Annotated in this window: 21 protein-coding genes; 10 read left to right on the top strand and 11 right to left on the bottom strand. The window is 67.8% G+C overall.

The genetic code is table 11. The annotated features are described in order from the left end of the window. Nucleotides 1–34 precede the first annotated feature (34 nt). The 5 genes from ACWPKK_RS24815 to ACWPKK_RS24795 all read right to left on the bottom strand — a co-directional run bounded on the left by ACWPKK_RS24815 (nucleotide 35) and on the right by ACWPKK_RS24795 (nucleotide 4524). Nucleotides 35–259, bottom strand: a complete 225-nt coding sequence (locus ACWPKK_RS24815; protein ID WP_324864407.1) for an AbrB/MazE/SpoVT family DNA-binding domain-containing protein — start codon at nucleotides 257–259, stop codon at nucleotides 35–37. A 118-nt stretch (nucleotides 260–377) separates the two neighbouring features. Continuing rightward, on the bottom strand, nucleotides 378–1148 hold the full coding sequence (locus tag ACWPKK_RS24810) for a hypothetical protein (RefSeq protein ID WP_452009704.1): 771 nt from the start codon (nucleotides 1146–1148) through the stop codon (nucleotides 378–380). Nucleotides 1149–1267: 119 nt separating this feature from the next. After that, the gene (locus tag ACWPKK_RS24805) at nucleotides 1268–1693 is read right to left on the bottom strand and encodes a DUF350 domain-containing protein (protein WP_324864411.1); all 426 of its coding nucleotides are present in this window, start codon (nucleotides 1691–1693) and stop codon (nucleotides 1268–1270) included. Nucleotides 1694–1718: 25 nt separating this feature from the next. After that, the gene (locus ACWPKK_RS24800) at nucleotides 1719–3509 is read right to left on the bottom strand and encodes a DUF2491 family protein (protein WP_452009701.1); all 1791 of its coding nucleotides are present in this window, start codon (nucleotides 3507–3509) and stop codon (nucleotides 1719–1721) included. A gap of 232 nt (nucleotides 3510–3741) precedes the next feature. Next, the gene (locus tag ACWPKK_RS24795) at nucleotides 3742–4524 is read right to left on the bottom strand and encodes a lysophospholipid acyltransferase family protein (RefSeq protein ID WP_452009698.1); all 783 of its coding nucleotides are present in this window, start codon (nucleotides 4522–4524) and stop codon (nucleotides 3742–3744) included. A 147-nt stretch (nucleotides 4525–4671) separates the two neighbouring features. Here ACWPKK_RS24795 and ftsE point away from each other — a divergent pair, with 147 nt between their 5' ends. The 4 genes from ftsE (at nucleotide 4672) to hemP (ending at nucleotide 7254) form a co-directional block, all read left to right on the top strand. After that, the gene (gene ftsE / locus ACWPKK_RS24790) at nucleotides 4672–5412 is read left to right on the top strand and encodes a cell division ATP-binding protein FtsE (protein ID WP_452009696.1); all 741 of its coding nucleotides are present in this window, start codon (nucleotides 4672–4674) and stop codon (nucleotides 5410–5412) included. 4 nt (nucleotides 5413–5416) lie between these two features. Then, the gene (locus ACWPKK_RS24785) at nucleotides 5417–6310 is read left to right on the top strand and encodes a cell division protein FtsX (RefSeq protein ID WP_452009694.1); all 894 of its coding nucleotides are present in this window, start codon (nucleotides 5417–5419) and stop codon (nucleotides 6308–6310) included. Nucleotides 6311–6323: 13 nt separating this feature from the next. Further along, on the top strand, nucleotides 6324–6962 hold the full coding sequence (locus ACWPKK_RS24780) for a YdcF family protein (protein WP_452009691.1): 639 nt from the start codon (nucleotides 6324–6326) through the stop codon (nucleotides 6960–6962). Nucleotides 6963–7086: 124 nt separating this feature from the next. After that, a complete protein-coding gene (gene hemP / locus ACWPKK_RS24775) occupies nucleotides 7087–7254 on the top strand; it encodes a hemin uptake protein HemP (protein WP_085091948.1) in 168 nt (55 codons plus the stop codon). Nucleotides 7255–7342: 88 nt separating this feature from the next. Here hemP and ACWPKK_RS24770 read toward each other — a convergent pair whose 3' ends face one another. After that, nucleotides 7343–7543 (bottom strand): heavy-metal-associated domain-containing protein, encoded by a 201-nt coding sequence (locus ACWPKK_RS24770; RefSeq protein ID WP_452009689.1) that lies wholly within the window; start codon nucleotides 7541–7543, stop codon nucleotides 7343–7345. A gap of 340 nt (nucleotides 7544–7883) precedes the next feature. Between ACWPKK_RS24770 and ACWPKK_RS24765 the strand changes: the two genes are divergently transcribed. From ACWPKK_RS24765 to ACWPKK_RS24745, 5 genes are all read left to right on the top strand, one after another. After that, entirely contained in the window at nucleotides 7884–8336 is a 453-nt protein-coding gene (locus ACWPKK_RS24765) for an SRPBCC family protein (protein ID WP_452009686.1), read from the top strand. A gap of 63 nt (nucleotides 8337–8399) precedes the next feature. Next, nucleotides 8400–9791: a GntP family permease gene (locus ACWPKK_RS24760; protein ID WP_324864428.1), complete on the top strand. Its 1392-nt coding sequence runs from the start codon at nucleotides 8400–8402 to the stop codon at nucleotides 9789–9791. A 2-nt stretch (nucleotides 9792–9793) separates the two neighbouring features. Continuing rightward, a complete protein-coding gene (locus ACWPKK_RS24755) occupies nucleotides 9794–10453 on the top strand; it encodes a CoA transferase subunit A (protein WP_452009683.1) in 660 nt (219 codons plus the stop codon). Nucleotides 10454–10470: 17 nt separating this feature from the next. Continuing rightward, the gene (locus ACWPKK_RS24750) at nucleotides 10471–11118 is read left to right on the top strand and encodes a 3-oxoacid CoA-transferase subunit B (protein ID WP_324864432.1); all 648 of its coding nucleotides are present in this window, start codon (nucleotides 10471–10473) and stop codon (nucleotides 11116–11118) included. Nucleotides 11119–11130: 12 nt separating this feature from the next. Continuing rightward, nucleotides 11131–11919 (top strand): 3-hydroxybutyrate dehydrogenase, encoded by a 789-nt coding sequence (locus ACWPKK_RS24745; protein WP_452009680.1) that lies wholly within the window; start codon nucleotides 11131–11133, stop codon nucleotides 11917–11919. A 70-nt stretch (nucleotides 11920–11989) separates the two neighbouring features. Here the strand turns inward: ACWPKK_RS24745 and ACWPKK_RS24740 are convergent, their stop codons facing one another. The 5 genes from ACWPKK_RS24740 to ACWPKK_RS24720 all read right to left on the bottom strand — a co-directional run bounded on the left by ACWPKK_RS24740 (nucleotide 11990) and on the right by ACWPKK_RS24720 (nucleotide 15605). Next, nucleotides 11990–12370, bottom strand: coding sequence for a ribbon-helix-helix domain-containing protein (locus tag ACWPKK_RS24740; protein WP_452009677.1), 381 nt, complete (start codon nucleotides 12368–12370; stop codon nucleotides 11990–11992). A 107-nt stretch (nucleotides 12371–12477) separates the two neighbouring features. Continuing rightward, complete coding sequence (locus ACWPKK_RS24735) at nucleotides 12478–13188, bottom strand: Crp/Fnr family transcriptional regulator (RefSeq protein ID WP_452009675.1); 711 nt, start codon at nucleotides 13186–13188, stop codon at nucleotides 12478–12480. A gap of 77 nt (nucleotides 13189–13265) precedes the next feature. Further along, a complete protein-coding gene (locus tag ACWPKK_RS24730; protein WP_452009672.1) occupies nucleotides 13266–14018 on the bottom strand; it encodes a TfuA-like protein in 753 nt (250 codons plus the stop codon). Continuing rightward, nucleotides 14015–15286, bottom strand: coding sequence for a YcaO-like family protein (locus tag ACWPKK_RS24725; protein ID WP_452009670.1), 1272 nt, complete (start codon nucleotides 15284–15286; stop codon nucleotides 14015–14017). The genes ACWPKK_RS24730 and ACWPKK_RS24725 overlap by 4 nt, the downstream gene beginning before the upstream one ends. A 121-nt stretch (nucleotides 15287–15407) precedes the next feature. Then, nucleotides 15408–15605 carry a hypothetical protein gene (locus ACWPKK_RS24720; protein WP_452009667.1) on the bottom strand — a complete coding sequence of 66 codons (198 nt, stop codon included), beginning with the start codon at nucleotides 15603–15605 and terminating at the stop codon, nucleotides 15408–15410. A 167-nt stretch (nucleotides 15606–15772) separates the two neighbouring features. Here ACWPKK_RS24720 and ACWPKK_RS24715 point away from each other — a divergent pair, with 167 nt between their 5' ends. Continuing rightward, a complete protein-coding gene (locus tag ACWPKK_RS24715; protein ID WP_452009665.1) occupies nucleotides 15773–16063 on the top strand; it encodes a ribbon-helix-helix domain-containing protein in 291 nt (96 codons plus the stop codon). Nucleotides 16064–16097 lie beyond the last annotated feature (34 nt).

Genomic DNA, 16097 nt, shown 5'->3' with positions numbered 1-16097 from the left:
GGCGCCCACGGACAGTCGGTTGGTCCACATCCGCCTACTTTGAAAGAATTTCCATTGTACGGCGGTACCGTGCGGAAAATCTCCGGCCGATATTCAGTGCGCGATTATAGGTATCATCGGCCTTGGATATCTCGATATGGCCGTCCTTGACCTCGACCGCCACCTCGTCGCCACGTTCCAGATTGGCAGCTGCCAGAACATCGCGCGGCAGAGTCAATCCAGTGGAGTTTCCAATTTTCGTCAGCTTGGCAGTGTGCATGGCGACCTCAGCCCAGGAACACCGGACAATGTAATAACTCGCGTTATTACGTCAAGCCTGCGGACTCCCCCAGGAGGTAAGGATCGGCGGAGTCTCCCCCACCGATCCCCTCCAATCCTCAGCCCTGCTTGGCCTTCAGCGCCGCCAGACGGTCCGACAGGCTGGTGGCGGTGGCCTTGCCCGACGCGGCAGCCAGGGCGGCGGCGATGTTGGGATCTTCCTTCTCGGGGGCCGACGGGCGCAGCAGCTTGGCCTTGGCGTTCGCGGCCTCGGCGGCGGCCAGATCCTTGGCTGCCGTGTCCTGCATCGCCTTCAGCGCGACCGAGAGGCCGCTGGTGGCGCCGGCGAGGCCGGCGGCCTGACGGGCCGCTTCCGCCTGACGCTCGGCCATGGCGCGCTGCTGGTCGGCGCGACCCATGTCGCGCTGGGCGCGGCTCAGCTCGGCGCGGGCAGCCTTCAGCTTGCCGCCAGCCTCGGCATAGTTCTTTTCCAGCATCTCCAGGAACTCGCGGGCATCCACCGCGTCGCGGGCCTCGCGCTCGATCTCCGGGGCCATCTCCTCCAGCATGGCAACGATGGTCTCCAGGCTCTTTTCCAGGCCGGCCTTGCGGGCGGGATCGGTCTCGGCGTCGATCTGGCGCTGCAGATGCTCGGCCGCCGCCATGCGCTGGGTCGACAGGGCCTTGATCTCGTCGGCTTCGCGCTGCTCGCGGTCGTAGATGGCGCGGGCTTCCGCCACCTGCCGGCCCAGGCCGTCCAAATGCTGCTCCATGGTCCGCAGTTCCGCCTCGGTCGCGGACTTGGGATCCCAGCGCACCAGCGCCTCCATGGCGCCCTGGACGGCTTGGTCGGTCTTGACACCCATAAGGTTGCGGATGAAGGCAAGCATGGCGTGAATCCTGTCGATGAGGGTTGTTGGAAGCGCCCCGGAAGGCGCCTCGCCTGCACAGATGGGGAGGGGACGATCCGGCGACCAGACCCCTTATCCTTACCTCTCGGGGGGCCGGCTTAACCGGCCATGGCCGCCGCGTTGATCAACGCCACCCCCAACTGGACCCCGACCAGCGTCGCCGCCGACGCGACGTTGCCGGATTCGATCTGGCCGCGCAGGTCGCGGATCAGCAGGGTCGCGACCGCGAAGGCGACCAGCTGCAGGATCACCGCCACCACGCCCCAGAGCAGGATGTCCAGCAGGAAGGCGCTGGTTGCCAGCGTCGCCGCCAGCGGGATGGCGAGCGCCACGATGGAGCCGGCAAGCGTCAGCCCGCCGGCGGTGTTCCCTTCCGACACCAGCCGGCGTTCGTTGAAGGGGGTGATGCGGGTGTAGACGGCAACGCCGACCGCCAGCAGCGCCAGCGTGACGGCGAGCTGGACCAGCAGCACCGGAAGCCCGGTGCCGAGCGCGGTCAGGATGGAACCGAAGGTGCTTTCCATGGGGCCGGCACTCTTGTCGTGTGGGTTAGGACAGGGAGAGGGAGGCGGGATTCACGTCGATGCCGGCGGCGATCTCGACCGAGGCGCGGCCGGAGCGCTCCACCGCTTCCACCAGGATGTATTCCGTGGTGGGGGCGGGGGCCGCGGCACCGGTGGGCGCGCCATACAGCATGGCCCGGCTGACCACCGTCTCGGTCCCGCGCTCGGTCTGGCGCGCCTCGCTGAGCGTGAAGGGCTGGATGCGGCTGGCGCCTGGCTGCCAAATGCGGGGATAGAGCTTGCCGTCCTTGGTCTGGAACTCCGGCCAGCCGATCATCCCCTCGGCATCGTCCAGCCAAAAGCCCCATTCGCCCTCGTCTGACGGCGTCACGCTGTCGATGGGCGTGAAATAGCGGCATTCGTCCGGCTGCCCGTCGGGGCCGAGATGAATCTGGAAGAACCCCCCGGTCTTTCCGGGGCCGCCCGGCAGATGCAGCCGATAGACGGTGGCCGGGCCCGAGGTGACGGTGCCGACCGCCTCGATCGACACCAGCCGGTCGCTGCCGGTGTCCGGTGCCTTCACCTTGGTGGCGCTCTCCGCCAGCAGGAAGGGGGTGGGGTCGATGGTGACCGCCATGCCCAGCCGGAACAGCGACGGGCTGTAGGCCTTGCCGCCGAGCTTCTGGTTCACGTAGTTGCCGAGCGTTCCGAACAGGGGCACGTCCGATCCTCCCTTGGAGACTGGGCCATTGGAGACTGGGCTTGGTTTCGCTGCCGGGGCATCCATCCGCCGCCGTGCCCGCCACAGCAGGAACAGCACCGCCACGCCGAGCAGCAGGATGCCCCACCACCAGAAACCGTGGCCGGAGCCCTGGGAAGGTTGGGACGCCTGCGCGGCGTTGGCGCTGTCCACCGAACTGGAGGAGTCGGCGCGGGCAAGCTCCGCCGGCACGTCGGGCGGCAGCTGTCCCGCCTCACGCGGGGTGCCGGACTGGGCGGCGACCGACTGGTCGAGCTGGTCCAGCTTGCCGCGCAGTTCCGCATTGTCGCGGGCCAGCCGGTCGGCCTCCTGCCGCCATTCGCGATAGCCGGGGTCGTCGGCGTTGTTGTGGAAGAAGGCAGCGTGGCCCGGCCGGGTCAGCGTGTCGAGCATGAACCACAGGAACAGCCCGTCCCAGATGCCGAAGCGGCGCGGCGCGCTGTAGGCGTAGGGCGGCGGGTTCCAGCCGTAGCGGCCATAGGGATTGACGGGCGCCGGACGGGTGGACGGGGTGCGGTAGGAGGAGCCGCCCGATCCCCAGCCCCAACCCGATCCACTGGAGCTGCTGGAACTGCCGGTGCGCCCCTGGGTGGAGGCGGCGGGCGGCGGTGCGGCCGGCGGTGTGCGGTCGGCCTCCTGGCGGGTGCGGTAGCGGTTCAGCGCGTCGGCCGAGCCCTGCTGGCTGAAGGTCCGGTCACCGGCTGAGATCGAGGGGGCGGAAGTGGGCGGGGCGGCGACCGAGGGGGCGCTGTTGCCCGGCCGGGCGTAGCCGCCGCTGGAACTGGAGGAACCGCCGGAGAACCATCCGCCGCCGCTGCTTCCGGTCGAGGGCGTGCGCGGGGCGGAGGGGCGGGCATAGCCGCCGCTGCTGCCGCTGCCGACGGACGGGGTGCGCGAAGGCCGGGAATACCCGCCCGAGGACGAGGACCGGCTGCTGCGGGAACCGGCGCGGGCCTGCGCCTCGTCCGGTGCGAGTGCCACGGAGACCGCCGCGGTGGCGGCGATGGCGAGCGGAGCGGGTGCCGCCGGCACGGTCAGGATGGCGCCGACGGGGACCGCCAGCGGCTGCGCCGTCATCAGAAGGGCGACGGCGGCGGCACGCCATCGATCTTTCCAGCGCTCTCGATGCCGGGTGGGACACCGGGGCTTCGCGGTCTGCGTCATCCGTCCTCTCGCGCGTCATCGGGAGCCGGTTCAACCGGCCCTCCCGGCGATTCGTTGCGCGAGCGTAGGCAGATACGCGACGGTGCTCAAGGATTTATCAGTCGCAGTCAAGCAGTTGTGAGCTGGCCGGTGGCCGGACGAAGCGTCACGACACTGCGGTCGCCGTCTGCTTGCTCTGCTCCGGCTCGGCCAGCGGCGGGCGGATGGTGGGCGGGCCGCCGGCTGCGGTGACGAGGCGGTCGCTGGCGGCCTCCAGCTCCTCCTCCAACTCGCGCATCGCCTCCGCACGCGGACGGCCGGGGAGGATCGGCGGCAGGAACTCCACCACCACGGTGCCCGGGCGCTTCAGGAAGCTGTGGCGCGGCCAATAGAGGCCGGCGTTCAGCGCCATCGGCACGATGGGGATCTTCAGGCTTTCATAGAGCACGCCCACGCCGATCCGGTAGGGGCGGTAGGTGCCGGGGGCGACACGGGTGCCCTGCGGGAAGATCACGATGGGACGGCCTTCGTCGCGCACCGGTCGGGAATTGCGGATCAGGGACTTGATCGCCGCCCCGCCGGCGCCGCGGTCGACCGGGATCATCTTCGCCTTGGCGGCGTACCAGCCCCAGATCGGGATCCACATCAGCTCCCGCTTCAGGATGATCGCCGGGTCCTTCACCAGAAGGTGGAGCTTCATCGTCTCCCAGGCCGACTGGTGCTTGGCCGCCAACAGGAAGGGGCCGTCGGGCAGGTTCTCGCGCCCGCGCACCTCGTAGCGGATGCCGACGAGCGTGCGCTCCAGCCAGCCGACGGTGCTCAGATACCATTTCACGACCGCGACCATCTGCGGACGCGGCAGCAGCAGCATCCACAGCAGGGCGAAACACATCAGCGCGGTCCAGAGGTGGAACGCGATGTTGAAGGCAAGGGACCGGATCCAGATCATGGCCGGCAACTTGTCAGGTCTTCACCGACTTCTCAAGTATTCCGCGCTGTTGCGGAGATGGTTCCGCAGCGCGGGGCGGGGTGGACTCCGTCCCGCGCCGGGTGCATTGTCCCCGGCGTGGAGGGGTGTCGTGGCTGTGGTGGGACCGTGATTCGTTTCGAAAATGTCGGCTTGCGGTACGGCACGGAGGCGGAGGTGCTGCGCGACATCAGCTTCACCCTGCTGCCGGGGTCCTTCCATTTCCTGACCGGTGCCAGCGGGGCGGGCAAATCGTCGCTGCTGAAGCTGATGTATCTGGCCCACCGGCCGTCGCGCGGGCTGGTCACCCTGTTCGGCCGCGACATGGCGATGGTGACCCGCCGCGAACTGCCGGAGCTGCGCCGCCAGATCGGCGTCGTGTTCCAGGACTTCGCGCTGCTCGACCATCTGTCGGCGCTGGACAATGTGGCGCTGCCGCTGCGCATGGCCGGCACGCCGGAGGTCGACGTGGTCGCCCACTGTACCGAAATCCTGCGCTGGGTGGGGCTGGGCAACCACCTGCACGCCAAACCGTCCACCCTGTCGGGCGGGCAAAAGCAGCGGGTGGCCATCGCGCGCTCCGTCATTAACCGGCCGCGGCTTCTGCTGGCGGACGAGCCGACCGGCAACGTCGACGACGGCATCGGCATGCGCCTGCTCTATCTGTTCGAGGAACTGTACAAGCTGGGAACCACCGTGGTGATCGCCACCCACAACGAGGCGCTGATCCGCCGTTTCGACCACCCGCGACTGCATCTCGACAATGGCCGGTTGATGGTGCTGCCCGCGCGCGGAAGCCGGGTTCATGATGGCCGTGCGTCCGACGGCCGTGCCGGCGACGCGCGCCCGCAAGAGTCGCGGTGGGAGTAGCGGCATGGCGCTTCGTCCGGTCCGTCCCCGCTCCGACCTGCCGCTGGCGGTCGATCCCTCCTCGCGCTTCCTTGGCTGGATCACCGCGCTGATGGCTTTCCTGGCAGCATTGGCGCTGGCCGGCGCCATGCTGGTGTCGGACATGGCGCAACGCTGGGACAGCGGCCTTGCCGGCGGGCTGACCGTCCAGGTGGCGCCGATGCCGGGGGCTCCGGTCGCGCCGCTGGACGAGCGGGTGGAGGCGGCGGTGACCGTCCTGCGCGCCTTCCCCGGGATCCGCTCGGCCACCGTGCTGGGCGGGGGCGAGATCGCCCGGCTGCTGGAGCCCTGGCTGGGGTCGGGGGCGTCGGACCCGCTGCTGCCGATGCCGCGGCTGATCGACGTCGCCGCCGACGGGCCGGTCGACGTCGCGGCCTTGCGGCTTCGCCTGACGTCGGCGGCGCCGGGGGCGACGCTGGACGATCATGCGGTGTGGCTGGCCGACCTGCGCTCCTTCGCCGGGGCGGTGCGGCTGGCGGCGCTGGGCGTGGTGCTGCTGATCGGGGCGGCGGCGGTGATGACGGTGGTTTTCGCCGTGCGCACCGGCTTGGCCATCCACCGTCCGGTGGTGGAGCTGCTGCACCTGATGGGTGCGACCGACCGCTATGTGTCCCGCCAGTTCGAACGGCATGTGGTGTCCTTGAGCCTGCGCGGCGGCGCCATCGGCCTGCTGCTGGCCGGCGGCACCCTGTATGGGCTGTACCGGGCGTCCCAGGGGCTGCGGGCCAGCCTGCTGGCCGACCTGTCGCTGCAGCCCTGGCAGTGGGCGGTGCTGCTTCTGGTGCCGGGGATGCTGGCCCTGCTGGCGTTGGCGACCGCACGCTGGACCGTGCTGCGCACGCTGGAGTCCATGCCGTGAGCCGGGGGGCGCGATGAGAACCGCGCACCGGCGGCACGGCGGCGCGGTGGCGCGGGCGGTGGCGCATCTGCTGGCCGGCTTGCTGGTGGCGGCCGTCCTCTGGCTTGGCGGCCTGGTCTGGTACGCCGCCGACGTGCCGCGTGCATCCCCCGCCGGCGCCGATGCCGAACGGCCGACCGATGCCATCGTCGTGCTGACCGGCGGCAGCAACCGGCTGGGCACCGGGCTGGAGCTGCTGGCCGCCGGACGGGCGAAGAAACTGTTCGTCTCCGGCGTCTATGACGGGGTGGAAGTGCAGGAACTGCTGAAGCTGTCCCGCCGTTCCCCGACCGAGATGGAATGCTGCATCACGCTGGGCTATTCGGCGGACAGCACCATCGGCAACGCCTATGAGACGGCGGACTGGATGCGCGACCAGGGGTTCCGGTCGCTGCGGCTGGTGACCGCCAACTATCACATGCGCCGCAGCCTGCTGGAGCTGTCGATGGCGATGCCCGACGTGGATCTGGTGCCCCATCCCGTCGTCGCCCCCACCGTCCATCTGGACGAATGGTGGGTATGGCCCGGCACCGCGAACCTGCTGATCAACGAGTACAACAAGCTGCTGGTGGTCGGCCTGCGCTGGATGGTGCACCGGACGGTCAAGGGCTGACGGTCTATCCCCAAAAGAGAATGAGAATGACTTGCAATTAGATTCGGACGGGGGTAGTGTCCGGTTCAGGGTTCACGCCCGGGCATCGCCGACCGCAACGTCCGTCCAGCAAGAAAGACACGCCATGCACGACAGCGCCGTCTCCGCTCCCGCCTCCTTCATCGCCGCATCCCTGCCGGTGGTCGAATCCGCCCGTTTGATGTCGGGCAGCCGCGAGATCGTGATCCAGCACGCCGGGCAGAGCTATCGCCTGCGCGTGACCCGCGCCAACAAGCTGATCCTCACCAAGTAAAGACCGTCAAAAGAACCTTCCGGGAAAACGCCATCGGGAATGGGCGCCGGCCATATGGCCGGCGCCCATTCTTTTTGTGGATGGTGCCTCAGGCCCGGCCCTGCACCTCGTACCCGGCGTCCTCGATGGCTTGGCGGATGGTCGATTCTTCGGCGTTGCCCTCGACGGTCACCTGGCCTTCCTTCAGGTCGACAAGAGCCCGCTCGACCGACGGAAGCGCTTCCACCGCCTTGGTCACCGTCTGGGCGCAGTGGCCGCAGGACATTCCAGATACCTTCAATGTCAGCATGGGGATTCTCCCTTGGCGGTGCGACGGCGCACCCGATTTCCACAGGCTGAGCCTTCCAGCGGCTGGAAGGTCAAGCGGCATTTCACAACTCGGCTCAACCGCCTTCCGGGACGATCGTTTCGCTCTGTTGTGGATGTCTATAATTCGAGACGCCGTCTCTAAAAATAGACGATTTTCCCCCACACAATCTCGATTGTGAGACAGGTGGTCGGTCGGTGAGTTTTGTGTGCAATGCACAAAATCAGCCTTATCAAAGGTTTCGGCTGTCACTATCGGTCCATGCAATTCTGGCATGACCCTTGCTGTCATGGTTTCACCCCGCCCTCAGGGGACTGCCGCCATGAGAAAGCGCACCCCGATGCCGCTGGTCACCGCAACCTCTCATCTGCCCGTTCCGGCACGCCGCGTGTGGCCGCTGGTTCGGTGGAACGGGGCGTTGGGCGACTGGTATCCCGGTGCGGTCTCCATGGTCGTGGAGGGGGTGGGGAAGGGCGCTCTTCGGCGTCTGCGGCTTTATGACGGGGCACCGGTCGTCCACCGGCTGGAGCATGTCAGCCGCATCGACGATGCCTACACCTATGCGGTGGTCGAAGGACCGTACCCGGTCGCCGACCTTCTGGCGCAGATCCGTCTGCGCGCCGATGGGGAACGGCAGGCCGCCCTGGATTGGACCGCCACCTTCCGTCCGATTACCTCACACCCGAACCAGGGCGCGGAGGCGGAGGCGGAGCGTTTCGTCCGCGACTTCTACGACGCCGGCATGGCCCGGCTCCGCAGTCTGCTTCAGCCGTAAATCCCGAAAACACACCCGTGACGGTCACCGTCCGAAAAGAATAACCGAGGGAGCATCGTCCAAATGAGTTTCCTGATCTGCGTGGGAGCGCTCGCGTTCCTGATGCTGGTCGCCTACCGGGGCTTCAGCGTCATCCTCTTCGCGCCCATCGCGGCGATGGGGGCCGTGCTGCTGACCGACCCGTCCGCCGTCCCGCCGATCTTCACCGGCCTGTTCATGGACAAGATGGTCGGCTTCGTGAAGCTGTACTTCCCGGTCTTCCTGCTGGGCGCGGTGTTCGGCAAGGTGATCGAGTTGTCCGGCTTCTCCAAGTCGATCGTCTCGGCCGTCATCAAGCTGGTCGGGCGCGAGCGTGCGGTGACCTCCATCGTGCTGGTCTGCCTGCTGCTGACCTATGGCGGCGTGTCGCTGTTCGTCGTGGTCTTCGCCGTCTATCCCTTCGCGGCGGAGATGTTCCGGCAGAGCGACATCCCCAAGCGCCTGATCCCCGGCGTGATCGCGCTCGGCGCCTTCACCGTCACCATGGACGCGCTGCCGGGCACGCCGCAAATCCAGAACATCATCCCCACCACCTTCTTCAAGACCGATGCCTATGCCGCCCCCTGGCTGGGTGTGATTGGCTCGATCTTCATCCTGGCGCTGGGACTGCTCTATCTGGAATGGCGGGTGCGCTCGGCCATCGCGCGGGGCGAGGGCTATGGCAGCGGACACAGCAACGAACCGGAGCCGGTCGCCTCGGAAGCGCTGCCGAACCCGATCCTGGCCCTGTCGCCTCTGGTCGCCGTCGGCGTGCTCAACAAGCTGTTCACCATGGCGATCCCCGGCATCTACGGCACCACCAGCGAAGTGGCGCTGACCCCGGGCGCCAAGCCGCTGGTGACGCAGGTCTCCTCCGTCGCCGGCATCTGGGCGGTGGAAGGGGCCCTGCTCTGCGGCATCCTGATGGTGCTGGCCTTCGCCTGGAAGCCGGTGTCCCAGCGCTTCGCCGACGGAACCAAGGCCGCCATCGGCGGGTCGCTGCTGGCCGCCATGAACACGGCCTCGGAATACGGCTTCGGCGCGGTCATCGCGGCGCTGCCGGGCTTCCTGATCATCCGCGACGCGCTGGCCGCCATCCCCAACCCGCTGGTGAACGAGGCGGTGACCGTCACGGCGCTGGCCGGCATCACCGGTTCCGCGTCGGGCGGCATGAGCATCGCGCTGGCGGCCATGGCCGACCAGTTCATCGCCGCCGCCAACGCCGCCGGCATCCCGATGGAGGTGCTGCACCGCGTCGCCTCGATGGCCAGCGGCGGCATGGACACCTTGCCGCACAACGGCGCCGTCATCACCTTGCTGGGCGTCACCGGGCTGACGCACCGGCAGTCCTACGGCGATATCTTCGCCGTCACCTGCATCAAGACGCTGGCGGTCTTCTTCGTGATCGCCGTCTATTACCTGACCGGGATCGTCTGATCATGAAGAACAAACTCGTTTCCCTGGAAGAGGCCGTCGCGCGCATTCCCGACGGCGCTTCCCTGCTGATCGGCGGCTTCATGGCCGTCGGCGGCCCCAACCGGCTGGTGGACGAACTGATCCGCCAGGGCAAGCGCGAGCTGACCATCATCGCCAACGACACCGCCCGGCCCAACAACGGCCTGGGCAAGCTGGTGGTGGAAAAGCTGGTGCGCCGCGTCGTCACCAGCCACATCGGCCTGAACCCCGAGACGCAGAAGCAGATGATCGCCGGCGACATCGAGGTGGAACTGGTGCCGCAGGGCACGCTGGCCGAGCGCATCCGCGCCGGCGGCGTCGGCCTGGGCGGCGTGCTGACCCCCACCGGCGTCGGCACCACGGTGGAGGAGGGCAAGCGCACGGTCGAGATCGACGGCGTCACCTACCTGCTGGAAATGCCGATCAAGGCCGACTTCGCTCTGGTCGCCGCCAAGCAGGCCGACCTGTACGGCAACCTGACCTACGCGCTGACCGCGCGCAACTTCAACCCGCTGATGGCGATGGCCGGTGCCACCGTGATCGCCGAGGCCGAGGACATCCTGCCGGTCGGCTGCATCCCGCCCGATGCGGTGATGACGCCGTCGGTTCTGGTCGACCACATCGTCACCGCGACGCCGCGCTGATCGGGGAGTATTGAGCCATGGATGAAAAGACCCTGATCGCCAAGCGCGTCGCGCTGGAGCTGATGGACGGCGACCTCGTCAACCTGGGCATCGGCCTGCCGACCCTGGTCGCCCGCTACGTCCCCGCCGGACGGCACGTGTTCTTCCAGTCGGAGAACGGTATCCTCGGCATGTCCGGCCCGATCACCGGGGCGGAGAACCACGACCTGACCGATGCCGGCGGCTCGCCCATCTCGGCCCTGCCGGGGGCGGCGTCCTTCGACAGCGCCTTCTCCTTCGGTCTGATCCGCGGCGGCCATCTGGACGTCACCGTGCTGGGCGGCCTGCAGGTGGATCGCGAAGGGCGGCTCGCCAACTGGATGGTGCCGGGCAAGATGGTGCCGGGCATGGGCGGTGCGATGGATCTCGTCACCGGCGCCCGCCGGGTGATCGTCGCCATGCAGCACAGCGCCAAGGGCGAACCGAAGATCGTCGAGCGTTGCGCCCTGCCGCTGACCTCGGTCCGCCGGGTCGACCTGGTGGTGACCGACCTCGCCGTCATCGAGCCGACCGACGCCGGCCTCGTCTTGAAGGAAACCGCCCCCGGTGTCACGGTGGAGCAGGTGATCGCCAACACCGGGTGCGAACTGATCGTCGCCCCGGATCTCCGTCCCATGCCGCTCTAAAGGTAAAGAACAATGACCAATCTGAAGGGGAAGGCCGCGCTCGTCACTGGGTCCACCAGCGGGATCGGCCTTGGAATCGCACGGCAGCTCGCAGGGCAGGGCGCCGACCTGATGCTGAACGGCTTCGGCGACGCCGCCTACATCGCCGAGCTGTGCCAGTCGCTGTCGGCGGAGTTCGGCGTGCGCGTCGCCCACAACGGCGCCGACATGTCGAAGCCCGAGGAGATCGAGGCGATGGTCGCCGCCACCGAGGCGGCCTATGGCCGGCTGGACGTGCTGGTCAACAATGCCGGCATCCAGCATGTGGCGCCGGTCGACGCCTTCCCGGTGGAGCGTTGGGACGCGGTGATCGCCATCAACCTGTCGGCCGTCTTCCACGGCACCCGCGCGGCATTGCCGGGCATGAAGGCGCGCGGCTGGGGCCGGGTCATCAACATCGCGTCGGTGCATGGCCTGGTGGCATCGGTCAACAAGTCGGCCTACGTCGCCGCCAAGCATGGCGTGATCGGCCTGACCAAGGTGACGGCACTGGAACTGGCGGAGACCGACATCACCTGCAACGCCATCTGCCCGGGCTGGGTGCTGACGCCGCTGGTGCAGAAGCAGATCGACGCGCTGGCCGCCTCGCGCAGCCTGTCGGTAGAGGAGGCCGGGCGCGAGTTGCTGAGCGAGAAGCAGCCGTCGAAATCCTTCGTCACCCCGGAGCAGCTGGGCGAACTGGCGGTGTTCCTGTGCTCGGAAGCGGCCGGCAACATGCGGGGAGCCGCGCTGACCATGGATGGCGGCTGGACCGCCCAGTAAGGCGGCCCTTCCAATGCCGTAAGGGGGGGTGGGCCGAAGTGCTCGCCCCTTCCCGGAATCCCGGCCCTTCTCAGCTTTCGCTGGTGGCGGGAACCGTATCGAAGGGGGTGGCGATGAACGGACGGCCCTGGCCGTGGCCGGCGCGGGCATGGCCGCGTTCGGTCGCAGCCTGCCGGAAATAGCCGACCACGAACACGCGCAGTGCGTTCGCGAGCGATACGCCGGCCTGGGAGGAGCGGCGGCCCTGCTGTTCCATGCGGTCGCGGACATCCCCGCACAGCTCTTCCACCGTCAGGTCTTCCCGCTGGGAGATCTCCTCGAGCCCTTCCCAGTAGGACGGCTCCAACCGGATGGAGACATCGCGCCCGGACAATTTCAGCGTGCGGGTGACCAGGGAGGCGACACCCGCAAATTGACCAGTGCGAGACCTATTGTTCCCATCGCTCGACATGCTCTTAATTCCTCGTCCTGCCCGTGCGATTGCCCCCAACGCGCGCTCACTATAACGCGACTACAACCGGCTTTGGGAACAAAACTTTCGGCAGGTAAGGATTCTCCCTAGGGAGCCCGTTCCGGATCCCCGGCCATGTCCTTGAGCAAGGCCAGATCGTTGATGACGATAAAACCTTTGGCATATGTCACTGCGCCGGTTTTGCGCAGGGCGCCCAGACACTTGTTCACCATTTCGCGGGTGACGCCCAGCATGTTGGCGAGTGCTTCCTGCGACAGCGGCAAGGTCAGGCGCAAGCCGGCCGGGGTCGGCTGTCCGTAGCTGTCCGACAGCAGCAGCAACCTGCGGGCGAGCCGGCGCGGGACGTCGTGGAAGACGGCATCCTCGATGTTCTCCGACACCCAGCGCAGCCGGTCGCACAGGACCACCATCATGCTGGTGCACAGGCGCGGATGGCGTTCCAGGAAGGGAATGAAATCGACCCGGTCGATACGGTAAAGCTCGACCGGGCGCAGGGCGACGGCGGCGGCCGTGCGTTCCCGGCCGTCGATCAGGCCGATCTCTCCCAGGACATCGCCGGCCTCCAGGATGTTCAGCAGCATGGTCTTGCCATCCGCCGAGGAGGTCCGGATGGCGATCTGGCCCTTCAGCACGGCGAACAGGCTGTCGCCGGGATCGCCCTTGTCGAAGATGATCCGGTCGGCATCGAAGCGGACGATACGGCCCAGCCCCAGCATTTCCGCCATTTGCCCGGCGTCGAGTTCTCCGAGCAAGCGGTTGCGCCTCAGCACCGCCGCCACATCCATGGGCGCGTTCATCCATCCGTCCCGGCACCGTTTCACGCCGCGGCGGCGACAATCGCCACCCCGGCGCGATCAGTCTACCGAAAACGCACCTACATCGCGAGGGGGGCGGCGTCGCGCAGGGCACGTTCCCACAGGACGGTTCGTTCGAAATGGAAACGGGCTTCCGGCACCGCATCGTTGCCGGCGGGACGGCCGAGGCGCCGTGCCATGCTGCGCAGCATCGCCTTGGCATCGTCGCGCTTCTGGTCGAAGCGGCCTTGCGGCAGCCAGCCGCGGAACGCCGCCAGTTCGTCCGCCGGAAGGCCGATGTCGCCACCCAGCCGCAGCATCCGGCCATAGCCGCGCTCGCGGTAAGGCAGCTCCTTGGCGATGGACTCCAGGCGCAGGGAGGTTCCGGCGGTCAGCACCCGGTCGGCCACCGCGTCGGACAGGGTGCGGCGGATGTTGACCATCGCCTCCGACAGTGCGGTGTAGCCGAGTTCGGCCGGGCCGTGGATCACCGCGACCTCGTCGTCGTCCTCCAACCGGCCGTCGCGGAACGCCTCGAAGATGGCGCCGACGCCGACCATGCCGAAGGGATACAGCTCCGCCGCGCGCAGCGCCCCCATGCTGGAGGCGCCGAACACCGGGATCCCGGCATGGATGGCGTAGAGGATTTCCTTGTGCCAGACCGACGGCACGCTTTCGAAGAAGCCGTCGATGATGCCGATCGCCGCCGGCTTCTCCGCGCACAGGCGCAGCACGTCGCCCTGGGCGACCGGCGGCAGGAAGGTGGCGTCCAGCTCCCGTGCCGCATCCTCGCGCGGCAGGGTGGGGCCGAGGAAGACATAGACGCCGCTCATGCCGCCTTCTCCATGGCTTGGGTGCCGAGCACGCGCAGGCCGCGTTCGCCCAGCAGGTAATCGGGGGATTCGTCGGCACCCTCCAGCCCCGGCACGACGACGCGCACGACGGGGATGCCGAATTCGGGCTTGGTCAGGTCGACCGCCACCGCCTCCTCGATGCCGACGGCGCGCAGCCGGTCGAGCTGGTGGGCGAGGTCGGCCTCGATGGTGGGGGCGGTGCTGGTCGGGCAGTGATGGAAAGGGCGCCGGCCGGTGCCATCGACGATCATCGCCTTCCAGCGGGCATGGTGGGCGGGGTCGAGGTGGCGCTCGTATTCGGCGCGGGGCATGTCGTCGCGGGCGCCGGCGATGAAGGTCAGGCGGCTCTGCGCCGCCTCGGTCAGGGCGCGGGACAGGGCGATCTCGCGCGCCACATGGCAGCCCATGCCGGTGGCCGGGCGGATGGAGTGCTGGGGCAGCTCCTCGCGCTCGACGATGCGGCAGAGGAAGGCGGGCAGGCCGACGTCGCTGGTGGTCTCCCACACGCCGACGGCGACGCCCGCCGCCTCGAACCGGTCGATCAGCGAGCGGCAGACCGGATCGTCGATGCTGTCCAGGTCGATGCGGGTCGTCGCCTGGGCGACCGGGTCCTGCAGGCGCCACAGGGTGGTCGCGTCGCGCTCCACCAGTTCGGTGACGGCGTGGCTGATCGCCTCCACCTTGTGGTTGCCCGACGCCAGCCCGTTCGAGCCGGCCAGGAAGGCGCCGTGGCCGGGGGCCATCGGCACGGTGAAATTCAGGTGGACCATCTCGAACGGAACCCATTTCGGGCCGCCGTTCAACAGGTCCTGCCCCTCGATCCACAGGATGGGGCTGTTGGGATTGAAGCTGCCGGTCGACAGCCGTGGCAGGCGGTCGACGTCAACCACCGGGTGGGTCCAGCGCAGCTCTTCGAAGCTGGCGAACTTCAGCGGCAGGGTGATGCGTTCGGCGTGATAGCTCTCGATCGACTCCATGACCCCCGATGCCTTGGCGGCGGCGAGCGTCACCCCCTTGCCCTGCGACACCGAGATGGAGCGCGAGTTCGGCCGCGTCACCATCACCACTGGGATGCCGACGGCATCCAGTCCGGTGACGTTGGCGACCCGGGTGATCCCCATGATCGGCAGGAACGGGGCGACCCGTGCCAGGGTCTGTTCGGGCGCCATGACCCGGTGGGTGCCGACCGTGTGGGCCTTCACCGCATCCGAAACGGAGGCTTTGACATCGAGCAGATCGAAGGGCATCGCGGCTTGTCCGGGGCGGAAGAACATCGAGAGGGCGCGTCCCGTTCCCGGGTCCGTGGCCGATCAGCGCCTGAAGCGGTGCTGGTGGCCACGGTCCGAAGAACCGGAACCGGGAACCCGATCAGGCGCCCGGAGTGATCAGGATGCGGCCGGCTTCATGGTCGGCGGATTGGAAGCCGGCGCGGTCGCCCGAACGGACATGGGTGCGGGCGGTGGCGATGGCGCTGTCGGCGACCTCGGACACGCCATGGGCGGTCACGGCATACAGACGGCCATCGGCGCCACGGATCATTGAAGCCTGGGAGATCGAAACGTTCATGAAGCCATTCCTTCAGTGTGTGGTGACACTGAACTCTTCACATTCGAAGGGATGTTCCGCTGTGAAGAATTTCACAGTGCCGATTTGGCCCCGGCGGGTAGACAGATGTGCAGGCAGCGTCGTGTCTGCGCGGGCCGCCGCCGTACAGCGCCTAGGGGAGTGGAGTCATGTTCATTCAGAAGAAGGCCACTGGTCGCATGTCCGGCATCATTGTTCTCGATGCCCTGATGACTTGGCCGACGGTGACTTCGCGCACTATCCCGCTGCCTGGGCGGAGTGCCCGCGTTCGGTTGGAGGCAGCGGTCTGGCATGGGCTGGACGACATCGCTCGCAAAGAGCGTCGTCCAATTCAGGAGTTGTGCCGGGAAGTCGATGCGCTGAGACCATCGAATACGCCACTGACCAGCGCAATTCGTAACTATGTTTTGGATTACTACCGCCAAGCTGAGGCTAGATAGTCAGGAGAGATTATCTTGTTCAAGATAGTTCAGT

It is taken from the genome of Azospirillum largimobile (assembly GCF_977007025.2).
This window is presented reverse-complemented; position numbering and strand designations above follow the sequence as displayed.

Bases quoted from the DNA above. Each gene is read 5' to 3' on its own strand.
- ACWPKK_RS24815 (WP_324864407.1), bottom strand. From the start codon at position 259: ATGCACACTGCCAAGCTGACGAAAATTGGAAACTCCACTGGATTGACT.
- ACWPKK_RS24810 (WP_452009704.1), bottom strand. From the start codon at position 1,148: ATGCTTGCCTTCATCCGCAACCTTATGGGTGTCAAGACCGACCAAGCC.
- ACWPKK_RS24805 (WP_324864411.1), bottom strand. From the start codon at position 1,693: ATGGAAAGCACCTTCGGTTCCATCCTGACCGCGCTCGGCACCGGGCTT.
- ACWPKK_RS24800 (WP_452009701.1), bottom strand. From the start codon at position 3,509: ATGACGGCGCAGCCGCTGGCGGTCCCCGTCGGCGCCATCCTGACCGTG.
- ACWPKK_RS24795 (WP_452009698.1), bottom strand. From the start codon at position 4,524: ATGATCTGGATCCGGTCCCTTGCCTTCAACATCGCGTTCCACCTCTGG.
- ACWPKK_RS24785 (WP_452009694.1), top strand. From the start codon at position 5,417: ATGGCGCTTCGTCCGGTCCGTCCCCGCTCCGACCTGCCGCTGGCGGTC.
- ACWPKK_RS24780 (WP_452009691.1), top strand. From the start codon at position 6,324: ATGAGAACCGCGCACCGGCGGCACGGCGGCGCGGTGGCGCGGGCGGTG.
- hemP (WP_085091948.1), top strand. From the start codon at position 7,087: ATGCACGACAGCGCCGTCTCCGCTCCCGCCTCCTTCATCGCCGCATCC.
- ACWPKK_RS24770 (WP_452009689.1), bottom strand. From the start codon at position 7,543: ATGCTGACATTGAAGGTATCTGGAATGTCCTGCGGCCACTGCGCCCAG.
- ACWPKK_RS24765 (WP_452009686.1), top strand. From the start codon at position 7,884: ATGAGAAAGCGCACCCCGATGCCGCTGGTCACCGCAACCTCTCATCTG.
- ACWPKK_RS24760 (WP_324864428.1), top strand. From the start codon at position 8,400: ATGAGTTTCCTGATCTGCGTGGGAGCGCTCGCGTTCCTGATGCTGGTC.
- ACWPKK_RS24755 (WP_452009683.1), top strand. From the start codon at position 9,794: ATGAAGAACAAACTCGTTTCCCTGGAAGAGGCCGTCGCGCGCATTCCC.
- ACWPKK_RS24750 (WP_324864432.1), top strand. From the start codon at position 10,471: ATGGATGAAAAGACCCTGATCGCCAAGCGCGTCGCGCTGGAGCTGATG.
- ACWPKK_RS24745 (WP_452009680.1), top strand. From the start codon at position 11,131: ATGACCAATCTGAAGGGGAAGGCCGCGCTCGTCACTGGGTCCACCAGC.
- ACWPKK_RS24740 (WP_452009677.1), bottom strand. From the start codon at position 12,370: ATGTCGAGCGATGGGAACAATAGGTCTCGCACTGGTCAATTTGCGGGT.
- ACWPKK_RS24735 (WP_452009675.1), bottom strand. From the start codon at position 13,188: ATGAACGCGCCCATGGATGTGGCGGCGGTGCTGAGGCGCAACCGCTTG.
- ACWPKK_RS24730 (WP_452009672.1), bottom strand. From the start codon at position 14,018: ATGAGCGGCGTCTATGTCTTCCTCGGCCCCACCCTGCCGCGCGAGGAT.
- ACWPKK_RS24725 (WP_452009670.1), bottom strand. From the start codon at position 15,286: ATGCCCTTCGATCTGCTCGATGTCAAAGCCTCCGTTTCGGATGCGGTG.
- ACWPKK_RS24720 (WP_452009667.1), bottom strand. From the start codon at position 15,605: ATGAACGTTTCGATCTCCCAGGCTTCAATGATCCGTGGCGCCGATGGC.
- ACWPKK_RS24715 (WP_452009665.1), top strand. From the start codon at position 15,773: ATGTTCATTCAGAAGAAGGCCACTGGTCGCATGTCCGGCATCATTGTT.